The organism is Methylobacterium gossipiicola, from assembly GCF_900113485.1.
In the GTDB taxonomy this organism is placed as follows: domain Bacteria; phylum Pseudomonadota; class Alphaproteobacteria; order Rhizobiales; family Beijerinckiaceae; genus Methylobacterium; species Methylobacterium gossipiicola.
On record NZ_FOPM01000025.1, the window covers coordinates 1 to 17,153 of the forward strand.

At 64.3% G+C, this 17,153-nt stretch carries 16 protein-coding genes; 4 read left to right on the forward strand and 12 right to left on the reverse strand.

The features are described from left to right. On the forward strand, positions 1-243 hold a 243-nt coding region (locus BM249_RS17480; RefSeq protein WP_280142689.1), incomplete at its 5' end, for a flagellin. A gap of 281 nt (positions 244-524) precedes the next feature. On the opposite strand, the gene BM249_RS17485 is transcribed toward BM249_RS17480, so the two are convergent. Then, entirely contained in the window at positions 525-827 is a 303-nt protein-coding gene (locus BM249_RS17485; RefSeq protein ID WP_091974403.1) for a hypothetical protein, read from the reverse strand. A 280-nt stretch (positions 828-1,107) separates the two neighbouring features. On the opposite strand from BM249_RS17485, the gene BM249_RS17490 reads away from it, so the two are divergent. Then, on the forward strand, positions 1,108-1,518 hold the full coding sequence (locus BM249_RS17490; protein WP_091974404.1) for a DUF1236 domain-containing protein: 411 nt from the start codon (positions 1,108-1,110) through the stop codon (positions 1,516-1,518). Between the two features lie 116 nt (positions 1,519-1,634). Further along, a complete protein-coding gene (locus BM249_RS17495) occupies positions 1,635-1,886 on the forward strand; it encodes a hypothetical protein (protein ID WP_177232446.1) in 252 nt (83 codons plus the stop codon). On the opposite strand, the gene mscL is transcribed toward BM249_RS17495, so the two are convergent. From mscL to BM249_RS17545, 10 genes are all read right to left on the reverse strand, one after another. Beyond that, positions 1,887-2,309, reverse strand: a complete 423-nt coding sequence (mscL, locus tag BM249_RS17500) for a large conductance mechanosensitive channel protein MscL (protein WP_091974407.1) — start codon at positions 2,307-2,309, stop codon at positions 1,887-1,889. It abuts the gene before it with no gap. 70 nt (positions 2,310-2,379) lie between these two features. Next, positions 2,380-3,249 (reverse strand): CDP-diacylglycerol--serine O-phosphatidyltransferase, encoded by an 870-nt coding sequence (gene pssA / locus BM249_RS17505; protein ID WP_244528842.1) that lies wholly within the window; start codon positions 3,247-3,249, stop codon positions 2,380-2,382. Positions 3,250-3,261: 12 nt separating this feature from the next. Next, positions 3,262-3,972 (reverse strand): phosphatidylserine decarboxylase, encoded by a 711-nt coding sequence (locus BM249_RS17510; RefSeq protein ID WP_091974408.1) that lies wholly within the window; start codon positions 3,970-3,972, stop codon positions 3,262-3,264. A 210-nt stretch (positions 3,973-4,182) separates the two neighbouring features. Continuing rightward, positions 4,183-6,297, reverse strand: coding sequence for a TonB-dependent receptor family protein (locus BM249_RS17515; protein WP_091974409.1), 2,115 nt, complete (start codon positions 6,295-6,297; stop codon positions 4,183-4,185). Positions 6,298-6,340: 43 nt separating this feature from the next. Then, complete coding sequence (locus BM249_RS17520; protein WP_091974410.1) at positions 6,341-6,712, reverse strand: hypothetical protein; 372 nt, start codon at positions 6,710-6,712, stop codon at positions 6,341-6,343. Between the two features lie 495 nt (positions 6,713-7,207). Beyond that, positions 7,208-7,660, reverse strand: coding sequence for a very short patch repair endonuclease (locus tag BM249_RS17525; protein WP_091974411.1), 453 nt, complete (start codon positions 7,658-7,660; stop codon positions 7,208-7,210). 9 nt (positions 7,661-7,669) lie between these two features. Next, positions 7,670-9,379, reverse strand: a complete 1,710-nt coding sequence (locus BM249_RS17530; protein WP_091974482.1) for an ATP-binding protein — start codon at positions 9,377-9,379, stop codon at positions 7,670-7,672. Between the two features lie 54 nt (positions 9,380-9,433). Further along, positions 9,434-10,582 carry a DNA cytosine methyltransferase gene (locus BM249_RS17535; RefSeq protein ID WP_091974412.1) on the reverse strand — a complete coding sequence of 383 codons (1,149 nt, stop codon included), beginning with the start codon at positions 10,580-10,582 and terminating at the stop codon, positions 9,434-9,436. A gap of 258 nt (positions 10,583-10,840) precedes the next feature. Then, entirely contained in the window at positions 10,841-12,736 is a 1,896-nt protein-coding gene (locus BM249_RS17540; RefSeq protein WP_091974413.1) for an ABCB family ABC transporter ATP-binding protein/permease, read from the reverse strand. Between the two features lie 165 nt (positions 12,737-12,901). Continuing rightward, complete coding sequence (locus BM249_RS17545) at positions 12,902-14,605, reverse strand: LysM peptidoglycan-binding domain-containing protein (protein ID WP_091974414.1); 1,704 nt, start codon at positions 14,603-14,605, stop codon at positions 12,902-12,904. Between the two features lie 221 nt (positions 14,606-14,826). Between BM249_RS17545 and BM249_RS17550 the strand changes: the two genes are divergently transcribed. Beyond that, a complete protein-coding gene (locus BM249_RS17550) occupies positions 14,827-15,429 on the forward strand; it encodes an LOG family protein (protein ID WP_091974415.1) in 603 nt (200 codons plus the stop codon). A 51-nt stretch (positions 15,430-15,480) separates the two neighbouring features. On the opposite strand, the gene cysS is transcribed toward BM249_RS17550, so the two are convergent. Further along, positions 15,481-16,860: a cysteine--tRNA ligase gene (gene cysS, locus BM249_RS17555; protein WP_091974416.1), complete on the reverse strand. Its 1,380-nt coding sequence runs from the start codon at positions 16,858-16,860 to the stop codon at positions 15,481-15,483. Positions 16,861-17,153: the final 293 nt, after the last annotated feature.

Genomic DNA, 17,153 nt, shown 5'->3' on the forward strand with positions numbered 1-17,153 from the left:
TCGTCGCAGCTGAAGGCCCAGGCCTCGTCGCTGGGCTCGAACCTCGCCGTGGTCCAGAACCGTCAGGACTTCACCAAGCAGATCATCAACGTCCTCGACACCGGTGCCGCCAACCTGACCAACGCCGACCTCAACGAGGAGGCCGCCAACTCCCAGGCCCTCTCGACCCGCAACTCGCTCGGCATCTCGGCCCTCGCCCTGGCGAACCAGGCCCAGCAGGGCGTGCTGCAGCTGCTGCGCTAAGGCTTCGTGACGAACGCGAGGGACCCCCTGCCCCCTTGGGACGGGAGGCCCCTCGCGGTGGCGAAACGGAGCCCTCGTGCTGTGACGCAATCACTTCGTTCATGCGCCAGAGCACTCGGCTTTTGTTTTTGCATCAATCTTCCCAGACACGGCTGAAGCCTCCGTCTGGATCGATGCACTCGTGCTGTGACGCAATCACTCGTTCCTGCGTCAGCGCACGAGGCTTTTGTTTTCGCATCAATTTCCCAGACACGGCTGAAGCCTCCGTCTGGATCGATGCACTAGTTGCGCGCGCCCTGCGAGGCGCCGATGCCGCCGAGCCCGACTCCGGAATTGGCGCTGCGGCCGGTGCCGCCGCCCATGTTGCCCATGCCGCCGTGGAGGCTGCTGACACCCTGGCTGCGGAACACCGTGTTCGCCTCGCCACGGCGCGCCGGCCCACGGGGCCCCTCGACGATCTGCTCGGGCGCGCGGAAGCTCGGGGTTTGGGTCAGGGCGTTCCAGGCCCGGGGCTGGGCCAGTGCGGCGGTGCCCGCGAGGGTGAGGAGCTGGGCGGCGGCGAGGGCGATGATGAGGCGTTTCATGATGCTCTTCTGTGCGTGTGGCCTATACCTTCATCAACGGATGGACCTTTCTGCCTAATCCGAGTGCTTAAGCGCCCTGAATCAGGGCATCGTGATCTTTCGCACATCACTGAATGCACCTCGGGATGATGCGGCGGCCCCGCTTTCGAGGGGACGCAGAGCGGCCGGAAACCGGGCCGCGCGATTTCTCCGCATCCCTTTGGCCGCTGGCACGTTGTGGCCCGGAGACTCGGCCATGCCCCGCACCGCGAGGGGGCCGAACGTTCAGGAGACCCGAACCATGCACTTCAAGACGATTCTGGCCGCGTCCGTCCTCGCCCTCAGCCTGCCGATCGCCGCCCAGGCCCAGGGCCTCGTGCGGGGCGCCGAGCGCGGCGCGCAGGAAGGCGCCGACGCGGCGGGTCCCATCGGCGCCATCGTGGGCGGCGCCGTGGGGGCGGCCACCGGCACCGTGGGCGGCATCCTCGGTGTCGACGACCGTCCGCGCTTCCGTCAGTACGTCACCCGCGAGCGCCGTCCGTCCTACACCTATGACGGCGACGTCCGCGTCGGCACCGTGCTGCCGGGCACGGGCGTGACCTATTACGACGTGCCGGACGAGTACGGCGCCCGCGGCGCCCGCTACACCATCGTCAACGAGCGCCCCGTCCTCGTCGACCGCAGCCGCCGCATCGTCGAAGTCATCGACTGACGCCCGCCCCATCCGAAAATTGGAAAAGCCCCCGGCGACGGGGGCTTTTTCTGTTTTGGCGCAACACTTGCCGCTCTCGGAGAGTTGAATGGGCCGACGCGATCAGGAGACATGCCGTGAGCGACCACCCCCAGCCCGATGCGGCCCTGCCGGAGCCGGTGCGCGACCACCTCGGCCAGCAGCTGCGCTCGGTCTTCACCACCGCCGAGCCCGTGCCGGAATATCTCGGCGATCCCGTGGTGCCGGAGGATTTTGCGCCGCAGATCAAGCGCCTGGAGACCCGCCTCAAGACCCATGAGGAGGGCACCATCGCCGTCGAGCAGGCGCTGGACGGGCTGCTCGGCGATTTGACCGGGAAAGCCCCCTGATCAGCGCGCCGGCTTCGTCGCCAGCAGGTCGCGGATCTCGGTGAGGATCTTCACGTCGGCCGGCAACTCGGGGGCGGGCTTGGCCTCCTCGCGGCTGACGAGGCGGTTCATGGCCCGGATCACCAGGAACAGCACGAAGGCGACGATCATGAAGTTCAGCGCCACGGTGATGAACTGGCCGTAGCCGATCACCGCGCCCTGCTTCTTCGCGTCGGCATAGGCCGCGCCCTTCTGCACGCTCGACGACAGGGCGATGTAGTAGTTCGAGAAATCGAGGCCGCCCGTGATGGCCCCGATGACCGGCATGAACAGGTCCTGCACCGCCGAGGTGACGATGGCGCCGAAGGCCGCGCCGATGATCACGCCCACCGCGAGGTCGACGACGTTGCCGCGCAGGGCGAACTTCTTGAATTCTTCGAGCATGGCGGGCCTCCGCGCCTGATGTGTGGCGCGGAAACTAAGCGATACGGCCAATCCGCGACAGGCGGGTCGTTCAGCTGTCCACGGCCCGGTCGCGCTCGGAGCCGCCGGGATCGCGGTCGTCGGGCGGGGCCAGGGTCGCGGCCGCGCGCGCTTCCGCCTTGGCCCGGCGGCGATACTGCGCGGCGCCGATGGGCAGGGTGACGAGATACCCGATGGCCAGCGCCACCATGGCCTCGAACGGGAACGAGATAAGGAGCCCGAAGGCCGCCACGCCGACGAGGAAGATCGGCAGCACCGCCTCGCGCGGCACCCGCTTGCCCACGGTCTTGCCTGAGAAGGTCGGCACCGTGGAGACGACGAGGAGCGCGATGCACAGCATGTAGCCGAGCACCACCGGGGCGGCCCAGCGCTCGAGCGGCAGGCCGAGGAAGTGGAGATAGAGCGGCAGCATCACGGTCAGCGCCCCGGCCGGGGCCGGCATGCCGACGAAGAAATCCTTCTTCCAGGCCGGGCGGTTGGGATCGTCCAGCATGGCGTTGAAGCGGGCGAGGCGCAGCGCCATGGCGATGGCGAAGATCAGCGCCACGATCCAGCCCACCGATTTCAGCTCCTTCAGGGCGAAGCCGTAGAGGATGAGCGCCGGGGCGCAGCCGAAATTGACGAAGTCGGCCAGCGAATCGAGTTCCGCCCCGAAGCGCGAGGTGCCTTTGAGCATCCGCGCCACCCGCCCGTCGATGCCGTCGAGGAAGGCGGCGGCCACGATGGCGATGACGGCGGGCTCGAACTTGCCCTCGAAGGCGAGGCGGATCGCCGTCAGCCCGAGGCAGAGCGCCATCAGGGTGATCATGTTCGGGGCGATCATCCGGAACGGCACCGGCTTGAAGCGGCGCGGCCGGGGCTCGTTGGCGTCGGGCGCGAAGGGGGGGAACAGGTCGTCCATGCTCATCCCCCGTCAGATGCGCCGGAAGGTGCGCTCGGGGCCGCCGGAGAGATCCGCCAGCACCGTCTCGCCGGCCACCGCCTTCTGGCCGAGGCCGACCAGCACGCGGGTGCCGACGGGAAGATAGACATCGACGCGGGAGCCGAAGCGGATGAGGCCGAAGCGCTCGCCGACATTCAGGGTGTCATTGGCGTGCACCCAGCCGACGATGCGGCGCGCCACCAGGCCGGCGATCTGCACCACGCCGATGCGCAGGGCCTTGCCGGCGTGGGTGGTCTCCATCACGAGGCCGTTGCGCTCGTTGTCGTCGCTGGCCTTGTCGAGTTCGGCGTTGAGGAACAGGCCGGGCGTGTAGTGGATCTGCCCGATGCGGCCCGTCACCGGCACGCGGTTCACGTGGCAATCGAACACGTTCATGAACACCGAGATCCGCAGCATCGGCTCCTGGGGCAGGTCGAGCTCGGGCGGCGGCAGCACGGTGGAGATGAGGTTCACCCGCCCGTCGGCCGGCGACACCACGAGCCCGTCGCCGATGGGCGTGACGCGCTCGGGATCGCGGAAGAAGTAGCACACCCACAGGGTGAGGATGAGGAAGATCCAGCCGAAGAACTGGGCGAAGTACCCGCCGATCACCGTCAGCACGATGCCGATGAGGATGAACGGATAGCCCTCCTTGTGGATCGGCACGAGGGTTCGGCGAATCGTCTCGAGGAGATCGGACATGCGGTCTTTCGGAGCGAGGCCCGACACGGGCGCGGGCGGGAATCCGGACTCCGCGCGATGGCAGGGCGCGGGGCGCGCGTCAACCGTGGGGGTTTGACACGCGCCCCGCAACGTCAGCCAGACGCCGCCGCCCGTCCCGGACGCCTGCAACGCGGTGGAAGGCGGTCCGGGACCCGGTGCCAGAAGTGCCGCGAAGCGGCGCGGCCGCCTTCAGAACCCGGCGCGGATGCCGCCGAACACGCTGCGCCCGTTGCCGGGATAGAAGGCCGCGAGCGACGCCGCCCCGCCCATGGTCGCCGCCGCGTTGGTCACCACGGACACGTCGGACACGTAGCGGGTGTCGGCGAGGTTGCGGGCATTGAGGAACAGCGAGACGCCGTTCTTGAAGTCGATCCCCGTCTGCACGTTGACCAGGGCATAGCCCGGCACCCGCAGGGTGTTGGCATGGTCGGCGAACGCCCCCTGCGGCACCCAATCGACGGACGGCGCGAGGTAGAAGCCGCTCGGATGGGCGTAGGTCACGACGGTGCGCAGAACGTCCCGGGGAATGCCCGCGATCCGGTTGTCGCCGAACACCGGGTCGGCGATGAACCGGAAGTCGTTGTGGGTCCAGATCTGCGAGACGCCGAGGGTGTCCCCGTGGCCGGTCAGGTCGCGCGCCACGTCGAGGGAGACGGCCGCTTCGACGCCCTGGTGCCGGGTGCGGGGCGCGTTGAAGGTCGCGGCCGGAATGTTGAGGCCGGGATTGATCGAGAAGTTGATCAGTTCGTCGCGCAGTTCCGAGCGGTAGAGGGTCACGTCCCAGGCGAGGCGGTCGATGCGCCCGCGCGTGCCGGCCTCGTAGGTCCAGGCGCGCTGCGCCGCCAGGGGCACGAAGGTGGTCCGCAGGATGTTCTGCTGGGCGAGATCGGAGAAATCCGGCACGTCGCGGGAGCGGGTGATGTCACCGAAGACCTGAATCTCCGGCAGCGGCTGCCACAGCAGGCCGATCTTCGGATTGAGGCCCTCGTAGGTGGCGTTGGCGAACTGTGCCCTGGGATTGGCCGGAAAGCCCCCCTTGTTGCTGTAGGTCCGGTTCGACGAGAACGCCTTGGCCCCCGTCATCAGGGCCAGGTCGGGCAGGAACCAGAACCGGTTCTCGCCATAGATCTCGTAATTGGATGCGCTCTGCAGGGCCTTGAGGGTCTGCCCGCCCCGCTGTCCGGCGATGTTGACGAACTGAAGCGCCGAGTTCTGCCCCGCCGAGGCGCGCAGCCCCAGGATCGTGTCGTTGCGATACCCGGCGACGTCGAAGGTGCCGGCCCAATGCGGTGAGATGCCGTAGGTCCACCCATCCTGATCGATCACCTGGAAGATCGGATGGTACAGGGATTTGTGGATCGCCCAGGTGTCGATATCGAGTTTGCCGACATCCAGGGCGAACGAGGTCCGGTTGGCGATCCGCTCCGTCTCGACCTTGCGCGACTGGTTGCCGGTGATCGCGCTCGGGCTCGCCAGGGTGGGGTTGTTCAGGGCGTTGAACAGGCTCAGCGTGCCGGGGAGCTTCTGGTCCGTGAGATAGACGCCTGCATAGAACCGCGTCTCGATGCCGGGCGCGAGGGCGTAGCCGAGATTGGCGTTGAAGTTCCGGGTCCGCTGGGTCTCGTGGTCGCGATACCCGTCCGAATTGGTCACGGTCCCGTTGATGAGAAAGTCCACCGGCCCCGAGATCCGTGAGACTTGGAAGTTTTCCCGGATCGTGCCGAAGCTGCCGCCGTCGAGGCGCAGGATGTTGGGCGCGAAGGCGGTCCGCGCCGTGGGGGTCACGAAGTTGATGGCGCCGCCCAGGGTCGTGGCGCCGAAGGTCAGGGCGTTGCCGCCCTTGTAGACTTCGATGGACCGCAGGGCGAGGGGATCGATCTGATAGAAGTCCGCGCTTCCATCCGCGAGGTTGAGCGGGATCCCGTCCTGAAGCAGTTCGAGGCCACGCAGGTGAAAGCCTCGGGCGATGCCCGAACCGCGCACGGAGAGGCGCATTTCCTGTCCGTAGCGTTCCTGGACGAACACGCCGGGCGTGTCCTTGAGGACGTCCCGCAGGGTGTTGGCGTAGCGGTTCTGGAACTCCGTCGCATCCACGAAGGCCACCGAGCCGACGGTGGCGTTCACGGCGGCGCGCTGGGCGGCGACGCTGGGCACCGTGAGGGAGCCGCCCCCCGGGTCGCCCCGCCCCTGGACGGACAGTTCGGAGAGGGTGACGGGGGTGGCGACCTGAGCGAAGGCCGACGGGGCGGCGAGCAGGACGAACGGCAGGGCGAGGCGAAGCTCGACCCGGGGAACGGGAAGCATGATGAAAATCCGTGGTCTGAAGGATCGGGAAACGGGCGATCGATCAGGCGACGGGGGGCGCTCGGGCACTGGCGCTGACACCGGGCGGGGCGCGGGGGGACGCGACGATTTCGGGCCGCCACGCGGTTCGAACCGCCCTGCGCAGCGGCCAGACGACGGCGACCGTGTCGAGGGTCGGCATCGCCGTCGCCATGGGGACGGCGGCGGTGCAACACGAGAGATGGACGTGAACCGGGGGCGTCCCGCTCGGATCCCCCGTGGAAACGCCGCTCGCCTGAAGGCAGAGGGCGTGGGTCGCATCGAGGGTGCGCAGGGCGATCGCGCCCCCGAGGAGACCTTGCAGGACGAGCGCGTAGAGCGCGGCCACCGCGATGACCGCGCGCCAGACCGTACCGTTTGGTCGCGTCGCGCACATGAGCCGAGCTATCGGCCCGGTCGGCGCAGGGTCAATACGGCGAAACCGGGGCGGGCGAATTCGCGCGCGGTGTGGCGGCGGGATCACGATCGGGTGATCGGGCGTCGCCGATGCGCGGGCGCGGCGGCGGGCCGAACCACGATTCGTCGCAGGGTCGGGTGGCCCGTGCGCTGGCCGCTGAGGGGATCGGCGGCGAGCCGAGCGACGGTTTCGCGCAGACGCGCCTGCACCTACGGGCGCCGTGGGGAGACTGGCGGCGATCCCGTCGAGGATCGGGACGAGAGTTCGGCGAATCGTCTCAAGGAGAATCGGACAGGCGGTCTTCCGGAGGAAGGCCCGACACGGGCGCGGGCGGGAATCCGGGCGCCGCGCGGTGTCTGGACGCGGGGGGCGCGTTAACTGCTGAGAGTTCACAGAGCCGATCACGAGGCCCAATGATGCCGCCCAGTACGTCCGACCCAGCGGACACTAAAACAGCATAGCCGTCTTTATTTATCAAGATAAATTTTCCGTTCCAGCATCTACTTGACCAAAATAACTGGCGGAGAAATACGGACGCAGCATTTCCGTCGCCATCTCGATGGTACGGACTTCACACTGCCATAGAACGACAACGCGCCAACCCTGATCGGCAAGCATGGCGTAATTGCGCTCGTCTCTAGCGGTATTAGCGTTGAATTTTTCGACCCAAAATTCGATGTTCGACTTGGGGATAGTAGCACGCCGGCAGTCTAGATGCCGATGCCAAAAGCAACCATTGACAAAGATAACGGTCCGCCATTTTGCCAAGACAAGATCTGGGCGACCGGGCAGTTTGGAGTCGTGCTTGCGAAAGCGTAGCCCCAAACGATGGGCGGCCTTCCGAACAACAATTTCAGGCGCCGTATCCTTCCCAACAATAGATCGCATAATGGCGGATCGCTTCTCTGATGAAACATGATCCGCCATAACAAACTCTCAGGACTCGATGAGATGTCGAAACATTGGCAGTCCGGCGTCCCGAATTTCGAAGGCCTTACTACGATTAAAATGTTGAAATGGATTATGAATTGCACTATTTAGCAATGGCTGATTGGTAATCATCTGTTTCAAGCTGTGCTTAAGATATGTCTCTTTTGCTTCCCATACATTAGGATTTGCATCTAGATACGGTAAAATCTCATCCATTGCAGGAACAACTTTCTTTTCGTCTGCGACAGAAATTGTCAATCCTTTTTTTCTACGTCGCTCTATAGCCCATTCTTTAAGTTCGTCGTATTTATTGCGTCGATGGAGATATGCAATAACGGACATTTCCATCAACATCCGCATAAGTGCCATTCCGACGTAAGTAAAATCGGCGAGGTCGAGATTTTTTGCCTCGTGAACAATAGCTAGATGCTTATCATTTATTTTTGATTCATCCACATCATCTGGTAAAATAGTTCTGAACTGATGATAGTCAGGCTTAATTATTGGCTTCTTAGTTTTCTTTGGCTGAGGGGGAGCGGATAGTGGCGGCCGACTAATTGGGTCGGACTTGCTTACGCTATCGCCATTGGGTGGGCTCTGCTTCGGGGACGCAGGCTTTGGAGGCAGAGAATTCAACGCAAATCCCGGCTTCTTGCGCTCGTTTGTAAAGCTTCTCCACCGCTCCGCAAACTTCCGCATCTCTAAGAGAGCAAATTTGTAGATAGGATTATTTAAATCGACATCGGTCTTTGTCGTAGACCAAGGAAGTCGATCAGGATCATTACTTACAAACTCGACCCGACCAACAAAGCCATAAAATTCTGTGTGGAACCGATCCCAACCAGTCTTATCGGTTCGATCAGCGACCACAATAGCGCGATCATTACAAAACACAGTCCAACCAAACTGCTCAGTCAATGATGTGTTGGTCTCTTTACTGTAATCCGGCTCTTTTGCGAATCGATGTCTCTCATGCTGCCCTGCAGTTATTTTTATAATTGTGCCGGGCTTCTTAAGGTATTTGCTATCAATTGTATAAGGCCCGTTGCTTCGAATACCCGGTTCAGCTGCCTCAATAACCCCACCATTCAACTCAATTTTAAGGTTTTTCTCTATGAAGCGAGCATAACGTGTTGCTATTTCAAATGCAAGTTCCATCAACCATTCGTCATCACCAAACAAATTTGAATATTCATCTGGCGGGTCGAAAATAGATATTACAGTTCCCCGGACCCCGGCCGAAGGCACAGCTTCGGCGGTCAATATCCAATCTGAAGACTTAATATAGGCATCATTATCGAGTTCGATAGTAGCCTTCTCAGCTCCGGTATCAGTAACGATTAAACTTCTATTCCCGAGCTTAAACAAAGCTCTATTCAACCCAACCCCAAATACCCCGATCCCCATACTATGAGCTGATTTTGCACCAAACCTTAACGCAATATGCTCCAAGGCTTTGATATGTATCCCACCACTATTGTCGGAGATGCTAACCCCGCCTGAATTTATTGTTAAATATATCTCGAACCCTTCATAACTTTCTAGAAGTACATTCTTATCGTCGTTGCCCATGACATCGAAACTAGCGTCACGCGCAGCATCAATCGCATTATCTATTAAGTCAAAGATACAAGCCTCGATCGTTGCATCCCTTGTCAAGCTACCAACGACAACTTCTTTTGTAGGGCTTGTATCGACCTTGAATTTTTTAGGCATTTTTTTAGCTCTTCGCGCTCCCCTCAACGTAAATGCAGGTTGCGTTAGCTGACTTTAAGCTGCAAGCGGAAGCGGAAATTTATTTGCCAGTGTCATCAAAAGACCACGTCCTACGAATGGTGAGACGCTGTTCCCAAGCATTCGAAAGCTATGCCATTTTGTTGGGTGAAATGTAAACCAATCAGGGAAGCCCTGTAAGCGAGCGGCCTCGCGAACGGTGATGACGCGGCCTTCACCGGGATGAAGCGGCCGCACAGCCTGAAACGAACCCTTATCCGAGCCAGTTCCGGCCCTAAGTGTTGGACAGAGCCCGTGCCACTCGAGGCGGTAGGACTTGGTGATAGGCTCAGCCTTCCCGCCGGGGGTATTAGCGTACCGATGTGCGACCTGTAGGCTGTGCCGAGTCTCGGCAAGACCTGATACATAGCCATTTGCATGGCGCTGGACAGCCTCCTGACTTCCCAATCCGGGCGGAGGACAGCGCCGAAGTTCACGCGCATAATCTGACAGCCCTCGCGGCGTATGGGCCGAGTAACGAGCCCATCCGAAATCCGTAGCTCCCCCGGCTGGGATCGGCCCTGGGAGATCGGAAATAGCATCGCGCACCGTGTTCACAGGAGCGAGTCTGCCACAAGAAAAACCGCCAGACTCCAGAGATTCAATCTCATCAGGATCATAGCCAACGACTATTACTCGTTTACGACTAGTGGCAGCACCAAAATCGGCAGCACGGACAACTATCGGATCTAGGACTGTAAAACGCGGCTTAACAGTTTCGATTGCTTCTAATAAAAGCTTTTTCGAATCGCCTATTAGCAATCCTTCTACATTTTCCATGACAAAAAATTTCGGTCGCAATAAGTTTACATGTCGAAAAAAATGGCCAATAAGCGTATTCCGTGGGTCGTCTATTGCTCTCTTGCCGATAAGACTAAATCCTTGGCATGGAGGCCCGCCTATAACCCCATCCGGCCTTTGTCTGCCGATCAGGTTCCGCCAATCGGTACCATCAATATCTGCGACACTGGCTTGAACAGCTTGCGAGCGAGGAAAATTACGGCGGTACCCCGACTGCAAGATAGGATCGACATCGATCGCAGCAAGAGACTTGAAACCCGCTAATTCGGCACCTAGCGAGAAGCCACCGCAGCCTGAAAACAAATCTACGATCGTTCCTATCGTACCGTACCCTTCGCCGCCCATGATCGCCTTGTCTCCGCGTCCTGTAGAAACAGTAGGAATTTTTGTAAGATTTGTCGATCGGGCGAACGAGCCAAACTACAAAAAAATCTATCGTGTTGCGATACAGTTTCGCCCTGATTCACCACCGGCATCCTATACCCACCCTCGACAGATGGCTGATACGACTTCGACACGGATCAATTGCTGAATTTGCAAGCATTTGAAATTTTAGCCTGCGCCTCGATGTCAACGATAACGACTCTCATTTGGGTGGCGCCCCTACCCGACCGCTTCCACCACACGTTCCCCGTCCACTCCCTGCAACACCGCCAAGGCCGCATCAGCCTCCCGCTGCCGGCTCCACAGCGCGGCATAGACCCCACCGGCCTCCAACAATTCCCCATGGGTCCCGCGCTCGACGATCACGCCCTTGTCGAGCACCAGAATCGCGTCGGCGTTGACCACCGTCGAGAGGCGGTGGGCGATGACCAGGGTGGTGCGGTTCTGGGAGATGGTGTCGAGGGCGTCCTGGATTTCGCGTTCGGTGAAGCTGTCCAGGGCCGAGGTGGCCTCGTCGAGGACGAGGATCGGGGGACCTTTGAGGATGGTGCGCGCGATGGCGACGCGCTGCTTCTCGCCGCCCGAGAGCTTGAGGCCGCGCTCGCCCACCGGCGTGTCGTAGCCCTCGGGCAGGCCGGAGACGAAGCGGTCGATCTGGGCGAGGGACGCGGCCTCGCGGACCTGGGCGTCGGTGGCATCCCAGCAGCCGTAGCGGATGTTGTACCCGATGGTGTCGTTGAACAGCACCGTGTCCTGCGGCACCATGCCGATGGCGGCGCGCAGGGACGCCTGCGTCACCGCCGCGATGTCCTGGTTGTCGATGAGGATGCGCCCGGCTTGCGGCTCGTAGAACCGGAAGAGCAGGCGCGACAGGGTCGATTTGCCCGCCCCCGAGGGGCCGACGATGGCCACCGTCTTCCCCGCCGGCACCGTGAACGAGACGCCGCGCAGGATCGGCCGGGCCGGATCGTAGGCGAAGCGCACGTCCCGGAATTCCACCGTGCCGCCCTGGGGGATCAGCGACTTGGCGTCCGGCCGGTCGGCGATCTCGGGGTTGCGGTGGAGGATGAGGAACATGTCGTCGATGTCGATCAACGCCTGTTTGATCTCGCGGTAGATCATGCCCATGAAGTTAAGCGGCATGGCGAGCTGGATCAGCAGGGTGTTGGCGAGGACGAAGCCGCCCAGCGTCGTGCGCCCGGCGAGGATGTCGCGGGCCGCCAACCACATCACCACCGTCATGCCGGCGGTGAAGATCGCCGCCTGCCCGGCATTGAGCACGGCCAGCGACACGTAGGTCTGCGTCGAGGCCTTTTCGTATTTGGCCATGGAGGCGTCGTAACGCTCGGCCTCACGCCGTTCGGCGCCAAAATACTTCACCGTCTCGAAGTTGAGCAGCGAATCCACCGCCTTGGTGTTGGCGTCGGTGTCGGAGGCGTTCATGCGCCGCCGAATGGCGATGCGCCACTGCGTCGCCTTCCAGGTGAAGACGAGGTAGGCCGCGACGGTCACGAACACCACGGCCGAGTAGACCCAGTCGAACTCCCACGCCAGCACGCCGAGCACGAGGACGAACTCGACGATGGTGGGCACCAGGGTGAGCACCATCAAGCGCGACAGTTCCTCGATGCCGCCCCGGCCGCGCTCCAGCACCCGCGTCAGCCCGCCGGTCTTGCGCTCGAGGTGGAAGCGCAGGGACAAGCGATGCATGTGCTCGAAGGTCTGGAGCGCCAGGCGCCGCACGGCATGCATCGCCACCTTGGCGAACAGCCCGTCGCGCACCTGCGTCAGCCCGGCCATGAGAATCCGCGTGAGACCGTAGAGCCCGACGAGCACCATCGGCGCCGCGAACACGCCCGTCGGCACCGGGGCGCCGGGCTTCGGGTCGGTGAGCGCCACCAGGGCATCCGTCGCCCACTTGAAGGTGAACGGCGTCGCCATGGTGACGAACTTCGCCAGGATCAGCAGGCCGAACGCGAGAAAGACCCGCCGCTGCAGGTCCGGCCGCCGCTGCGGCCAGAGGTAGGGCCACAGGCGGCGATAGGTCGCGACGAGGCCGGGGCGGGCGGGCGGCGTCGGGCCGCCGTCCGTCGCTTGCGCGGGGTCGGGTGTCATGGGGTCCGGGGCTCGGATGGGGGTCGGTTTGGACCCGATATAAGTCGCCGATCCGCCGATGACAGCCGCGGGCCGGCGCATCGCCGCCCCCTCCCCGGCGCATCGGCCCGCGCGCCGTTCCATTCAGGCCCCGCGCCGGCGCAGGCCGCCGGCACGTGGGACGGCTCAGCCGCGCCGGTCGCCCCCCGCCGCCGCAGCGGTGCCGTCGCTCGGCAGCACGAAGATCTGGCCCGGAAAGATCCGGTCCGGGTTGCGGATCTGCGGCTGGTTGGCGTCGTAGATCACCGTGTAGCGGGTCCCCCGGCCATAGATGCGCCGGCTGATCTGCCACAGGCTGTCGCCCCGCACGATCCGCGCCGTGCCGATCTCGGGCACGAACACGGCGGGCGGCCCATCGGGCCGGGGCGTCGGATCGACCTTCTGCGCAACCTGAGGCTCTGCCTTTGCCTCGACCTCTGGCTTTGGTTTCGTCTCGGCCTTCGCCTCGACCTCGGGCTTCGGTCTCGTCTCGGCCTTCGCCTCGACCTCGGGCTTTGGTTTCCTCTCGGCCTTCGCCTCGAGTTGCGGCTCGGATTTCGGCGCCGGACCGGCCTTCGGCTCGGCCGCCAGCGGGGTCTGCGCGGGGGGAACCGGATCGACGGGCGGGAGCGCCGGGGGGATGGCAAGTGCTTGCGGCAGCTTCGGAAGTTCCGCCGGTGGTGCGGACCCATCGAGGGCCGGCGGCGCGAGAAGCGCGACCTTCGGGGCCGGCTTCGCCGGCTCGGGCTTCGCCGGCTCGGGCTTCGCCGGCTCGGGTTTTGCCGCGACGGGCTTCGGCGCCGGCACGGTGAAGGGCACTTCGGAGCGGGTCTTCACCCGGCCCGACACGGGATCGACTTCGTCGACCCGGACCGCGTAGGCGCCCGGCTGGACACCGCGCCCGATGGTGAAGGCGAAGCGCCCGTCCGCCCCGACGCTGGCCGGCGCCACGGCGGTATCGTTGAGGTAGAGCCGCACCGTCGCCCCGGGCTGGGCCTGGCCGGTGACGTAGAGCCGCCCGCCCTCCTCCGCCTCGACGCTGACGACCTTGACCGGGACGGTGCCGGACGCCTTCTCGGTCTGGGGCGCCGGGGGCTTGCCCTCGGGGGAAGTCGGCTCGGGCTCCTTGCTCGCCTCGGCCTGTCGAGCGGGCGCGGCGGGCTCCGCCCTGTCGGTCTGCGGAGGCACGGCCTCGGCGTCGGGCTTTGCCTTTTCCTCAGCCTTCGCAACGACTTGCTTCGGCTCCGACGGGGGGTCGGGCTGCGACAGCACCACCGTCGGCTTGTCGGGCGAGGTCAGGGCGACGAGGGGCTTGGCGTCGCGTCCGGGGGAGACCACCACGGCCACGCTCTCCCGCGACGGCAGCGGTCGGCCATCCGCTCCCGTCGCCCGCAGGGTGATCTCGCTGCTGCCGGGCGCCAGGGCCGGCGGCACGATGGCGAACTGCCCCGACGGATCGACGAGGGCACGGGCGATCGGCTCCCCGTCGCGCAGCAACTCCACGGTGGTGTTGGGCGTCGCCCGCCCGGCAATGACCGCCTCGCCCGACGGCTCGACGCGAATGATGTCGAAGGTCGGCGCCGATGCCCGGACGCCGCTCCTGGGGGCAGCCGCCCCCGGGCGAGGCTCCGGCGGGGGGGCCGGCTTCGCCTCGGCCAGCCCGTTCGCGATGGGTTGTCCGGGTGCGGGGGGCACCTCCAAGACGGGGGCGGGAAGCACGCTGCGATCCTCGGCCGTGTCGATTCCGTGCTTGAACAACACGCTCGCGCCGTAGAGGGTGACGACGAGGGCGAAGCCGCCCAAGAGCCCTACGCAGGCGAGGAAGATGCTCCGTCGCAACTCCGCCGTCATGACGCACCACTCCCCCATCCGCCGCCCGCGCGGCGGACCCGCACTTGGTTCTCGACCGGCCCCGACGACAAATCGGCACGCGATGGCGACATATTAGCGAACATGATCGGAACACCAAATCCCGGCGGCCGCTTTGTGGCCGGATCTCCCATAAAATCAGCACTTTGGCCCGTGGATGCCGCGCGCTTCCCCCATGGCCCGACCCGAATGGGAGGCGGCGCATGTCAGCGGTGAAAACGGTCTGCGTCTATTGCGGCTCGGGCTTCGGGAACGACCCAGCCTTCATCACGGCCGCCGAGACCCTGGGTAGAGCCCTGGCCGAAGCCGGTCTCGGCCTCGTCTATGGCGGCGGCAATGTCGGGCTCATGGGCACCGTCGCCCGCGCCGTTCTGGAGCATGGCGGCCATGTCACCGGCATCATCCCAAGCTTCCTGAAATCGCGCGAGCGCATGCTCGACGCGATTCAGGAGACCATCGTGGTGGAGGACATGCACACCCGCAAGCGCCTGATGTTCGAGCGCTCCGACGCGTTCGTGGCCCTGCCGGGCGGCATCGGTACCCTGGAGGAACTGGTGGAGCAGCTCACCTGGGCGCAGCTCGGCCAGCACAAGAAGCCGATCCTCCTGCTGTCGGTGGCGGACTTCTGGACCCCGCTCCTGACGCTCCTCGACCACATGCGGATCCAGGGCTTCATCCGCGAAGGGCTCGACCTCAGTTACCTCGTGACCACCGAGGCGCGGGACGTGGTGGGTGCCTTGCGCGACGCGGCGGCGGCGAACCCGACCGCCCCGCAGGCCGAGGCGTTCGTGGTCGAGCGCCTCTGAGGCTCGACCAGCCCGCGACCGGCCGCGACGGTGAGCCGGTCGCAGCTACGCCTACGGCATCACGCTCCACGTGGTGCCGTCCTTGCCGTCCTTCACGGCGACGCCCATGGCCGCGAGCTCGTCACGGACACGGTCGGAGGCGGCCCAATCCTTGGCGGCGCGCGCCGCCCGCCGCGCCTCGATCAAAGCCTCAACCCGGACCACGTCCACCCCCGAGGCGCGAATGCTCCCCTGATCCCGCTCCGACTTGGTCTGCGTCAGCAGGCCCATCAAGTTGGCTCCGGCCTTCAAGCTGGCCGCATCGTCCAAACGATGAAGCTCCGCGAGGGCAGAGGGCGTGTTGAGGTCGTCCGTGAGCGGCTCCAGCAGCCCCTCCGGAAGCCGCGGCGCGGCGGCGGTGTCACCGACGATCCCATACCAGCGATCGAGGGTGCGGCTCGCCTCCTCGAGCCCTCGAACCGTCCAGTCGATGGGCTGACGGTAATGGGTCCTGAGCATGGCGAGGCGCGCGACCTCGCCGGGCCAGTCCTTCAGGACCTCGCGGATGGTGATGAAGTTGCCGAGCGATTTCGACATCTTCTCGCCCTCCACCTGCAGGAAGCCGTTGTGGAGCCAGACATTGGCCATCACGTCGGTGCCGAAGCAGCAGCGCGACTGGGCGACCTCGTTCTCGTGGTGGGGAAAGATGAGGTCGATGCCGCCGGCATGGATGTCGAAGGTCTTGCCCAGGTGCTTCCACGACATGGCCGAGCACTCGATGTGCCAACCAGGGCGGCCGGGCTCACCGATGCCGCAGGGCGAGGGCCAGGAGGGCTCGCCGGGCTTCGAGGGCTTCCACAGCACGAAATCCAAGGGCGAACGCTTGTAGGGCGCCACCTCGACACGGGCGCCTGCCTCCATCTCGTCCAGGGGACGCTTCGACAGGCTGCCGTAGTCAGGCATCGCGGGCACGTCGAACAGCACGTGTCCGGCCGCCACGTAGGCATGCCCGGCCGCCACCAATCCCTCGATGATCGCGATCATCTCGGCGATGTGATCGGTGGCGCGCGGCTCGATGAAGCGCGGACGCTCCTGGGCGACATTCACATCCTCGGGCATGAGGACACCGAGGGCGCGAATGTCATCGTGGAAGGCAGCGAGTGTTCCGTCGGTGAGTTCGCGGATGGTGATGCCCCGCTCCGCCGCACGGGCGTTGATCTTATCATCCACGTCGGTGACGTTGCGGGCATAGGTGACGTGCGCCGGCCCGTAGAGATGGCGCAGGAGCCGAAACAGCAGGTCGAACACGATGATCGGGCGGGCATTGCCGATATGAGCCGCGTCATAGACCGTCGGGCCACAGGCATACATGCGCACATGCGACGGATCGATCGGCACGAACGCGGCCTTGCGCCGGGTCAGTGTGTTGTAGAGCCGCAACATCGGGGCCATGAAACCGTCCCTCGTCCCTCGGGCAGGCCGCGAACGTCACGTGCCGCGACCGCCCCCTAGCGTGTTGGTTTTTCGCCGCTTCCCAGCGTCGGTACCCCGTGCCGGCCAACGCGCGCAATGAGCGAGCCTCACGCCGTGCCCCTCAGCTGTTGCGCGAAGGCGACGGCCCCGTCGACCGTCCTGCGCTACCTCGAATCCATGAGCATTTCGAGAACGACATCGCTCCCGCGTCCATCGAAAGCGATCCGAGGCGGAAAGGAATTGTTTACCCGAAGCCTTGAGATTTCGTTGAA

What these genes read in the sequence shown, in the direction of transcription:
- BM249_RS17540 (WP_091974413.1), bottom strand. Translation starts at nt 12,736, where the DNA reads ATGACACCCGACCCCGCGCAAGCGACGGACGGCGGCCCGACGCCGCCC.
- pssA (WP_244528842.1), bottom strand. Translation starts at nt 3,249, where the DNA reads ATGGACGACCTGTTCCCCCCCTTCGCGCCCGACGCCAACGAGCCCCGG.
- cysS (WP_091974416.1), bottom strand. Translation starts at nt 16,860, where the DNA reads ATGGCCCCGATGTTGCGGCTCTACAACACACTGACCCGGCGCAAGGCC.
- BM249_RS17530 (WP_091974482.1), bottom strand. Translation starts at nt 9,379, where the DNA reads ATGCCTAAAAAATTCAAGGTCGATACAAGCCCTACAAAAGAAGTTGTC.
- BM249_RS17515 (WP_091974409.1), bottom strand. Translation starts at nt 6,297, where the DNA reads ATGCTTCCCGTTCCCCGGGTCGAGCTTCGCCTCGCCCTGCCGTTCGTC.
- BM249_RS17550 (WP_091974415.1), top strand. Translation starts at nt 14,827, where the DNA reads ATGTCAGCGGTGAAAACGGTCTGCGTCTATTGCGGCTCGGGCTTCGGG.
- BM249_RS17535 (WP_091974412.1), bottom strand. Translation starts at nt 10,582, where the DNA reads ATGGGCGGCGAAGGGTACGGTACGATAGGAACGATCGTAGATTTGTTT.
- BM249_RS17525 (WP_091974411.1), bottom strand. Translation starts at nt 7,660, where the DNA reads ATGGCGGATCATGTTTCATCAGAGAAGCGATCCGCCATTATGCGATCT.
- BM249_RS17510 (WP_091974408.1), bottom strand. Translation starts at nt 3,972, where the DNA reads ATGTCCGATCTCCTCGAGACGATTCGCCGAACCCTCGTGCCGATCCAC.
- BM249_RS17490 (WP_091974404.1), top strand. Translation starts at nt 1,108, where the DNA reads ATGCACTTCAAGACGATTCTGGCCGCGTCCGTCCTCGCCCTCAGCCTG.
- BM249_RS17520 (WP_091974410.1), bottom strand. Translation starts at nt 6,712, where the DNA reads ATGTGCGCGACGCGACCAAACGGTACGGTCTGGCGCGCGGTCATCGCG.
- BM249_RS17545 (WP_091974414.1), bottom strand. Translation starts at nt 14,605, where the DNA reads ATGACGGCGGAGTTGCGACGGAGCATCTTCCTCGCCTGCGTAGGGCTC.
- BM249_RS17485 (WP_091974403.1), bottom strand. Translation starts at nt 827, where the DNA reads ATGAAACGCCTCATCATCGCCCTCGCCGCCGCCCAGCTCCTCACCCTC.
- mscL (WP_091974407.1), bottom strand. Translation starts at nt 2,309, where the DNA reads ATGCTCGAAGAATTCAAGAAGTTCGCCCTGCGCGGCAACGTCGTCGAC.